Raw genomic sequence first — 9,171 nt, forward strand, 5'->3', positions numbered from 1 at the left:
TTCATAACTGTCTTTTCAAAACTTGAAATTATAGGTGATTGCCGGAAGGAAAGTAAACAAATAAGTCATGACCACGCCTGGCCTTCTGGAGAGGACTTCTTCGTTTAATCCGGGATCAAAATCGATTTGCTCATTGATGATGTCGCCAAATTGATAGGAAAAGGGATTTTTTCTCCCATAAAGGTTGTAAATGCTGAAATTCCAACTGCCTTTCCATTTTCTGCCCCTATCCACATTTTTCCAAGTGACCGATGCATCCATCCGATGGTAATCCGGGAAGCGGTCCTCGTTTCTTTTGTTTCCATACAAAGGCAGGCTTTGGTTGTCCACCTCATATGTCCCGATCGGAAAGGTAACGGCCTGACCAGTCGTATAGACGAAGGTAAGGGCCGAGGACCACCTTTTTGAGAATTCATGATTCAAAACCAAAGTCACATCATGCGGTCGGTCAAACCTCGGCCTGTACCAATCCCCCTCACTAATGCCTTCGATTTTCCTCCAAGTCCTGGAGTAAGTATAGGCCAGCCATCCGGTGGTTTTCCCAATGTTCTTCCGCAACAATGCTTCCACCCCATACGCATACCCCACACCTGCCAACAATTCCGTTTCCACGTTGTCTGTGAACAAGACATTGGCTCCCTGCCGGAGATCGATGACATTCTTGAAATCCTTGTAATATCCTTCCAGAGACAATTCCCATTTGTTTTGGTTGAGATTTTTGAAAAGCCCAACCGAGTACTGATCCCCTCTCACTGGTTCAATGTAAGTGCCGGCAGGCACCCACCTGTCGATCGGCAATCCTGCGGAGCTGTTGGAGGCCACCTGCACGTATTGGAAATTCCTGTTGTAGGAAGCCTTGAATGAAAGGTCCTCCCGAATCAGGTAGCGGACCGAAAGTCTGGGTTCAAATCCCTGATAGGTTTTCATGCTTTCCAAAGTGCCAAATGAAAGGCTGTCGGTGATGGAAACATTAGGCCCTGGTTGGTTCCCCTCATAGCGGTACTCAATTCCTTTGCCCACTTGTTGGTAGATCCCCCATCGCAGTCCCGCATCCACCTTCAGTCTTTGGCTGATGTCTCGGGAGCCCGAAACAAAGAAATTGTTTTGGAGCCCATTCCGGGCATTCGTGTTGATGGGTTCAATGCTGGCGCCGGGATCCGGCACAAAATTGATTGGGGCAAAGTGGTAATATTGCGTGTGCATCCCCCATTTCAACTCCGTTTTTTCGTTTGGGACAAAACCCCATTCCGCCCTGGCTCCCGACTCCGACAAAACATTGTCCCATCGAAAACCATTGTCTGCGTCGTCAAAGTTGACGGCATATTTGTATTTGCTGTGATACACGTTAAGGTCAAAATAGGTCCTTTCGCTGATGTTTCGGGTCCATTGTGCTGAAGAAACCCAGTTGTTCCATCCCAATCCAAACTGACCTGACAATCCCAAAAAGTCTGAGCCGAAATAACTGGAAATGGAGATTTTGTCCTTATCACCAACCTTAAAACTGAATTTTCCACTCAAGTCATAAAAATAAAGATCGTTGTTCTTGATATTCGGATCAGAAGAAAGCCTGAGAAACAAGTCGGCATAAGTTCTTCTTCCAGAAAACACAAAGGAGGACTTATCGGAAAAAAGGGGGCCATCCAAAGTCAATCTTGAGCTGATCGTCCCTATCCCACCCTCTCCTTTTATTTTCTCATAGTTGCCTTCCCTCAAAGAGACATCGATCAGGGAGGAAATCCTGCCCCCATAATTGGCGGGTATGTTTCCCTTGTAAAATTCGACCCCACTCAATGCGTCGGGATTGAACACGGAAAAGAAACCGAAAAAGTGAGAAGGGTTGTACACGGGTGCGCCATCCAACTGGATCAGGTTTTGGTCTGCGGATCCTCCTCTGACAAATAGACCAGTCGTCCCTTCTCCGGCTGTCTGTACGCCAGGAAGGAGTTGGAGGCTTCTCAAAAGATCAACCTCACCAAAGAGTGCCGGGATATTTTTAATCGTTTCGATGGGGATGGTCGTTTTGCCCATGTCCAAACTTTTGACATTTTCATCCGGCCTTCTGTCCCGGATGATGATTTCTTCCAGGGAGAGTTCTTCTGCTTTGAGGAAAAACCGAAGTTCCTTACCCAGATCCTTCTCGGAAATCACCCTGATGGACACCGTGAATCCAATGAAAGAAACCACCAATTTGGAAGGAAGGCCTGTTTTCCCAATCAAAAACCTTCCATTTTCATCACTTACTACTCCTTTTTGCGGTTCCGACTCCCAGTAGATGTTTGCGCCGGGAAGTGGCTGGTTCGAATCCATTTCGAAAACCTGACCGGAGATGTTTTCGGGATTTTGGGAAAAAGCTGGGCTTGTGGATGCAAGAAGAAACAGAAAGACAGAAGCCCAAGCAAATAAAAATTTCATAAAACAGATTTCTTTTGAATGGATAACGGTTTCTCCTTTGAATTGATTGGTAAAGGGCAAAAATAATCTTTTTACTTGAGGCAAAGATATGGAATTATGATGGGCAGCAAAGGAAGAAGTTTGTATGAGACATTCCCCAACTTATCGCGGCTCATTTTGAAGCTTCCTGCTTTTGGGGGACATTTTCTTCCGACAATTTCCCTGGTGTATTTGCCTTTGCTTGTTCCGGATATTGGGTTGTTGGATTAAAAAACGTGCTTATGCTCTTGCCTATCTGTTTCCAAAAAAATATTTTCGACCTGATAAAATGGATTTATCCCAAGGGCAGGTCTTTTTTTGGGGTGCAACCGGAAATATGACTTATGGTTCCCAGTGGGGTCCCAGCTGAAGGAAAACTAGACTATTTGAAGAGCAAGGGATATTACCGTTAGGGTGAAGTCAAAAATCTAAAATACCTGATGTCTGATTTTTAGGCATCTCCAGACTCGAATAGAAATGGAAATGAATCATACGGATTCAATATTGTCCATTAAAAATGAATCCTTTGAAAAAAATATCAGGATCCAAATCAAAATGCGGAGACCACGCCGATAAAATTTTGACCGGACAAATTAATTTGCAGATGAATCCGAAAAGATCGGGATATGGATTTCGTTAACATATATTAAATCGAATCCTATACTGGCTTTTCGTTTATATTTTATAATTTCAGGGCATGATTTGGGCATATCCTGACGTTAAATTACTCATAGGGCTGGCAATTGTATTTGGATTGCTTTATGGAGTTTACCTCCTCCGCTTTTACTTTATCAATAAAAAATTAAAGGTACACAAGCACAGGCTTCTGATGAAGATGGTGTTGCGGTTGGGGTATTTTGTACTGTTCTTGGTCGCCATGGCAGGACCTTCCATAGGCACATCCCAAAAAGAGATCAAAGAAGAAGGAAAAGACATCTTCATTGCCATCGATCTCTCCCAGTCCATGAATGCAACCGATATTGGACCGAGCAGATTGCAAAGGATAAAATTCGAGTTGAAAAACCTGGTCAAAGACTTCAGTGGTGATCGTATTGGGCTGATTATTTTCAGTTCCGAAGCCTTTATCCAATGCCCTTTGACCTTTGACCAAAACGTTTTGCAACTCCATCTGGATGGATTGAATTCCGGATTGGTGCCCAACACCGGCACGGACATCAGTGCACCCTTGAATTTGGCATTGGGAAAATTCAACTTGGACGATTCTCCGGAAGTCAAATCCAAGTCGATTGTCCTGATCTCGGACGGAGAGGATTTTGCGGAGAATTTCAGGCCTCTCACAGCGCAATTAAGCGATTCGGGCATAAAGGTTTTCAGTCTAGGTGTGGGGACATCCCAGGGGAGCACCATCCCGCGTGGTAATTCCATCATCATTGACCCCAAAACCAACCAACCCGCCATCACACGATTGCAATCCGAAAACATGAAACTGATCGCGGCCCAGACCGACGGGCAGTATTTCGAAATCAGCGATGAGCTGAATGAAATTTCCGACCTTTCTGCGGCACTTGAAAGAATAGAAGGCACCGTCACTGGATCCAGAATGGTAGAAGCCTCTGCCAACAAATATTTTTACTTTCTGTTGGCTGCGATGGGTTTGGCTTTGTTGGATATGATTTTGCCACTCAAAACCATCCGCCTTTAAAATCGTCTTAGGTATAGAATATGATCTTCATCAGTAGAATTCTTTTTTTCCTCATCCTGTTTGTCCCAGCCTCCTGGACCGTGACAACAAGGAAGAATGCCGCCATCAAAGCGGCGTCCAAGGATTATGCCAATGCCAAGTATGAAGCTTCTGTCGCTTCCCATTTGCTTTTGGGCACAGAATTCGGGATCAACAGTCCCAATTCCAGCTACAACCTGGCCTTGAGTTACCATTATAATGAACAGTTGGAAGAAGCCCAAGCAGCTTATTTGGGATTGATCGGCTCAGCCAACCCCATGATCGCTTCCTTTGCATCCAATCAAAATGGGACCCTCTTGGGAAAACAGGAAAAATACAAAGAAGCATTGGAAGCCTTCAAATTTGCGCTGATCAAAGACCCCCTAAACGAACCTGCGCGATACAATTATGAATTGCTGAGCAGATGGCTCGAGGAAAACGAGGATCAAAATCAGGAGGATCAGGATAAGGAAGACGAGGAACAAAAAGACAAAGAGGATCAGGAGCAAGAAAAGCAGGATCAGGACAAAGACAAGGAAAATAAAAAAGACGGAGAAGGCGACGAAAAAACCGAAGAGGATGAAGCCTCCGAATCCGAGAAAAAGGATGATAAATCCGGGGAAAAATCCCAAGAGGAAAAAGATTCCCAGGAACCCAGTGACATGGAAAGTGACCTGAGTGAAAGGGAGAAATCCAAGGAACAGATGAAGGAAAGGCTCAAAGAAATGAACCTCAGTCCGGAACAAGCTTCCCAAATCCTTGACGCCATGAATGCGGCAGAGTTGCGCTACATCCAGCAAAACAAAAAGAAACCGACCAAGAGGCCGGAAAAAGGCTTGCCGGATTGGTAAGCGTATCGCTATAGAAAGCCTGGAGCGGGAGAATTTAAGCCCTCCAAGTCAAAACCTCCAACCTCAGTGGAAGCCAAATACATTTGAAAAAAGAGTATAAACCCAATAAATATAAACCAATGAAAGAAGTCTATATCGTATCTGCAGTGAGAACCCCATTTGGGAGTTTTGGTGGCAAGTTGGCCGGATTGACCGCAGTGGAATTAGGGAGTTTTGCCATCAAGGGCGCTTTGGAAAAAGCGGGTGTTGATCCCAAAGAAGTGGATGAAGTCATCATGGGAAATGTGATTTCTGCCAACCTGGGCCAAGCACCTGCCCGACAAGCGTCCATCGGGGCCGGAATCGGTTACAATGTGCCTTGTACAACCGTCAACAAAGTTTGTTCCTCCGGAATGAAAGCAGTGATGTTTGCGGCGCAATCCATCATGACGGGACAAAATGACGTAATGGTCGCCGGTGGTATGGAAAGCATGTCCAACGCCCCTTTTTACATTCCCAAAGCAAGATTTGGTTACAAATACGGAAATGGTGAACTAATCGACGGATTGGTCAGAGATGGTCTCCATGAAGTCTATTACGATTTCCCAATGGGGAACTGTGCGGAAAATACCGCAAAAACAATGAAAATCACCAGAGAGGAACAGGATGCCTATGCCATCCAATCTTACACCCGCTCTGCCGAAGCTTGGAAAAAAGGAGCCTTTAAAGATGAGGTCATTCCCGTAAGCTTCAAGGGAAGAAAAGGCGAAACGGTCATCATCGATGAAGATGAAGAATTCAGGAACGTCATCTTTGACAAAATCCCATCCCTAAGACCGGTTTTCGACAAGGAGGGCACCGTCACGGCAGCCAATGCATCCACGATGAATGATGGCGCTTCCGCATTGGTCTTGATGAGCAAGGAAAAAGTGCAGGAATTGGGATTAAAGCCAATTGCTAAAATCCTTGGTTTTGCCGATGCTGCACAGGATCCGATTTGGTTCACCACCGCTCCTTCTCTTGCCATTCCCAAAGCCATCAAAAATGCAGGCTTGACCGAAAACGACATTGACTTTTACGAGATCAACGAAGCCTTCGCGGCCGTTGCGATCGCCAACCAAAGACAATTGAACTTGGATATGGACAAATTGAACGTCAACGGTGGAGCTGTGGCCTTGGGTCACCCACTGGGTGCTTCCGGCGCCAGGATCATCGCTACCCTGCATTCGGTTTTGCAACAAAATGAAGGAAAAATAGGTGTTGCGGGAATCTGCAACGGCGGAGGTGGTGCTTCTGCCATCGTCATCGAAAGACTCTAAGCAGTTTTTTTGAGCCTCGGAAAAAAAAGGAATTGTCTTCAAGATCAAACTGAGCACACCTTTTGTTTCCGAGGCTTTCTCTTTATTTACAAACCTCCCATGTTCAAAAAAACGATTTTTGCCTTTTTATGCTGCATCACCCTGGAAGCTTCTGCACAGAAGTTGGTCAGGACTTTTTATGATGAACAAAAACTTAAAATCAGGGAAGTCTACCCCGAAGTCAACGGTGTGGGACAAGGTGAATATAAATTGTACTACGAAGAGGGTTCACTTGCGGTCGTCGGGCAACTTGAAAACGGGAAGAAGGAAGGTGTTTTTGTGGATTTTTTCCCCGGGACAAAAGACACTCTCAGGGTGATTTCCTATTCCCAAAACAAAAGAGAGGGTCCTTCCAAAACCTATTACCCATCCGGAACCGTCTCGCAGGAACTTTCCTTCAGGGACAACCTGATCGACGGGGAAGTCATCACCTATTTTGAAAATGGGAAAATCAGGCAAAGGACATTTTTTGAGCGGAATCTCCCACAGGGCTTGAGTTATGATTATGATACTTTGGGCAATCTGTTGGAGAAATCCAATTTCGATAGAGGGCTGTTGGATGGCACCAAGGAACAGTATTACCAAGGGGGTGAACTGATGGCCAAGATTTCCTACGAAAAGGGAAAATTGGAAGGCGAACACCTCCAGTATTACCCAGATGGAAGCCTCAAGTCAAAATTCAAGCATAAGAATGGCTATCAGGAAGGCGAAACCGTCAGCTATTTCCCCAACGGTCAATTGGCCAGAATCGGGAAATATAAAAATAGGGAAGCCGATGGAATCTTCAAAAGCTACCATGAAAACGGAAAATTGGCAGAACAGGCCCTCTATAAAAGAGGGATGCCTGTTGGGACCATCCAAAGTTTTTATGAAAGCGGAGCCAAAAGGGAAATCGTCAAGCACGATTCTTCAGGGAAATTGACCCAAATCACGGCCTATTATGAAACCGGAGAACTCCAACAGGAAATTTTCTATCTCAATGGACAGGAAGAGGGAGAAACCATCCGGTATTTCCAAAATGGGCAGGTCCAAGAAATCATCCCTTACCATAAAGGGAGAATGGAGGGCACCTATAAGCTATTCGACGAAACCGGCAAATTGTTAACGGAGAGATTTTTCCATGAGGGAAAGGAACTGAGCACAAGGAATCCCGAAAAAGAAGAAATAATCCACAAATAAAAGGACCCGGCAAACAAGAAAAGGCCAGCTTTTTCTATTTTTGTCGAAAGAAGAAAAAAATGAATACTGCAATTAAAGAAACTCATTTTCAGTTTCCCGGCCAAGTCGGGTTTTACAAAGGAAAAGTACGTGACGTTTATTTTTTTGAGGACAAAATAGCAGTGGTCGCCAGCGACCGCATCTCAGCATTTGATGTGGTGTTGCCAAAACCCATCCCCTACAAAGGGCAGGTTTTGAATCAGATCGCTGCCAAATTTCTTCAGGCCACAGCGGACATTGTCCCCAACTGGGTCACTGCCACGCCAGATCCCAATGTCACTATCGGAAAGAAATGTGAGCCCTTCAAGGTGGAAATGGTCATTCGCGGCTACTTGGCAGGACATGCGGCCAGGGAATACCTGGCGGGAAAGCGATCCGTTTGTGGAGTAAGCCTACCTGAGGGACTGAAAGAAAACGACAAATTGCCGGAACCCATCATCACGCCAACCACCAAAGCCGATTTCGGACATGATGAAGATATTTCCAGGGAGGATATTCTTGCCAAAGGCATCGTAAGCGAGGCGGATTATGCGGTATTGGAAAAATACACACAAGCCTTGTTTGCCAAAGGAACAGAGATGGCAAGGGAAAAAGGACTGATCCTGGTGGACACCAAATATGAGTTTGGAAAATTCGGAGAAGAGATCCTTCTGATAGACGAAATCCATACCCCAGATTCCTCGCGGTATTTCTATGCCGATGGATACGAAGCCAACCAAGCGGCCGGATTGCCCCAAAAACAGCTTTCAAAAGAATTTGTGCGGCAATGGTTGATTGCCAACGGATTCCAAGGCAAGGAAGGACAGCTTGTTCCCGAAATGCCCAATGAATTTGTTCAGGAAATTTCCGGGAGGTATATTGAACTTTACGAACAGATCATCGGAGAACCCTTTGTCAAAGGAGATATTTCCCAACTGGAACAAAGGATCGAAAAAGCGGTTTTAAAGGAACTGGGCGCTTGAAACCTTGACACAATAGGTGGAGACCCTTCGGTTTTGAATAAATAAAAGAGTATATGGGCGAATTCCAGTAGCTTTGTCCTATCGACATCATTGGAAAATGACCTTTTTAAATTTGAAAAACAATCACGATTATGAAATACAGTGTAGATAAAAAAGAGCAATATGTTGTCTTTACGCCTCATGAGGAGAAATTGGATTCATTCCTCTCCCCAAAACTAAAGTCAGAATTGCTGACGGTTCATGCAGAAGGTTATCCCAATCTTGTGATTGACATGAGCAATGTTAAATATGTGGATTCAAGTGGGTTGAGTGCATTGTTGGTTGGAAACCGTGAATTCAGCAAAGACGGGATCTTCATCATTTCCTCTCCGCAGGAACACGTCATGAAACTGATCAAAATCTCCATGTTGGACAAAGTATTCAACATTGTCGATTCCATTGAGGAAGCTGCAGAAGCGATTTTCATGCATGAGATCGACGGCAAAGAAGAGGAAGAAGAAGAAGAAAATTAATTTTGAGGTTTGAAATCACCGTTTTAGGTTCCAATTCCGCCATCCCAGCACATGGCAGAAATCAGACATCCCAATTGGTAGAAATTGGGATGTCTTCCATGTTGTTGGATTGTGGAGAAGGCACCCAGATTCAGCTGCGGAAATTCAAGCTGAAATACGGAAGGGTGGATTTCATCTTCA

The 9,171-nt window shown here is 44.9% G+C and carries 7 protein-coding genes; 6 read left to right on the forward strand and 1 reads right to left on the reverse strand.

Features of this window, described 5'->3' with window-relative positions; genetic code table 11:
- Window positions 1-15 precede the first annotated feature (15 nt).
- The gene (locus tag Q7J63_RS10470) at window positions 16-2,412 is read right to left on the reverse strand and encodes a TonB-dependent receptor (RefSeq protein WP_304885948.1); all 2,397 of its coding nucleotides are present in this window, start codon (window positions 2,410-2,412) and stop codon (window positions 16-18) included.
- 715 nt (window positions 2,413-3,127) lie between these two features.
- Between Q7J63_RS10470 and Q7J63_RS10475 the strand changes: the two genes are divergently transcribed.
- From Q7J63_RS10475 to Q7J63_RS10500, 6 genes are all read left to right on the forward strand, one after another.
- Entirely contained in the window at window positions 3,128-4,093 is a 966-nt protein-coding gene (locus Q7J63_RS10475) for a VWA domain-containing protein (protein WP_304885950.1), read from the forward strand.
- An 80-nt stretch (window positions 4,094-4,173) separates the two neighbouring features.
- Window positions 4,174-4,962 (forward strand): hypothetical protein, encoded by a 789-nt coding sequence (locus tag Q7J63_RS10480; protein ID WP_304885952.1) that lies wholly within the window; start codon window positions 4,174-4,176, stop codon window positions 4,960-4,962.
- A gap of 119 nt (window positions 4,963-5,081) precedes the next feature.
- Window positions 5,082-6,260, forward strand: a complete 1,179-nt coding sequence (locus Q7J63_RS10485) for an acetyl-CoA C-acyltransferase (protein WP_019598700.1) — start codon at window positions 5,082-5,084, stop codon at window positions 6,258-6,260.
- A 99-nt stretch (window positions 6,261-6,359) separates the two neighbouring features.
- The gene (locus tag Q7J63_RS10490; RefSeq protein WP_304885954.1) at window positions 6,360-7,478 is read left to right on the forward strand and encodes a toxin-antitoxin system YwqK family antitoxin; all 1,119 of its coding nucleotides are present in this window, start codon (window positions 6,360-6,362) and stop codon (window positions 7,476-7,478) included.
- 59 nt (window positions 7,479-7,537) lie between these two features.
- Window positions 7,538-8,479, forward strand: a complete 942-nt coding sequence (locus Q7J63_RS10495; protein ID WP_304885957.1) for a phosphoribosylaminoimidazolesuccinocarboxamide synthase — start codon at window positions 7,538-7,540, stop codon at window positions 8,477-8,479.
- 131 nt (window positions 8,480-8,610) lie between these two features.
- Window positions 8,611-8,991: an STAS domain-containing protein gene (locus tag Q7J63_RS10500; protein ID WP_019598703.1), complete on the forward strand. Its 381-nt coding sequence runs from the start codon at window positions 8,611-8,613 to the stop codon at window positions 8,989-8,991.
- Window positions 8,992-9,171: the final 180 nt, after the last annotated feature.

The organism is Rhodonellum sp., assembly GCF_030656585.1.
Lineage (GTDB): Bacteria > Bacteroidota > Bacteroidia > Cytophagales > Cyclobacteriaceae > Rhodonellum > Rhodonellum psychrophilum.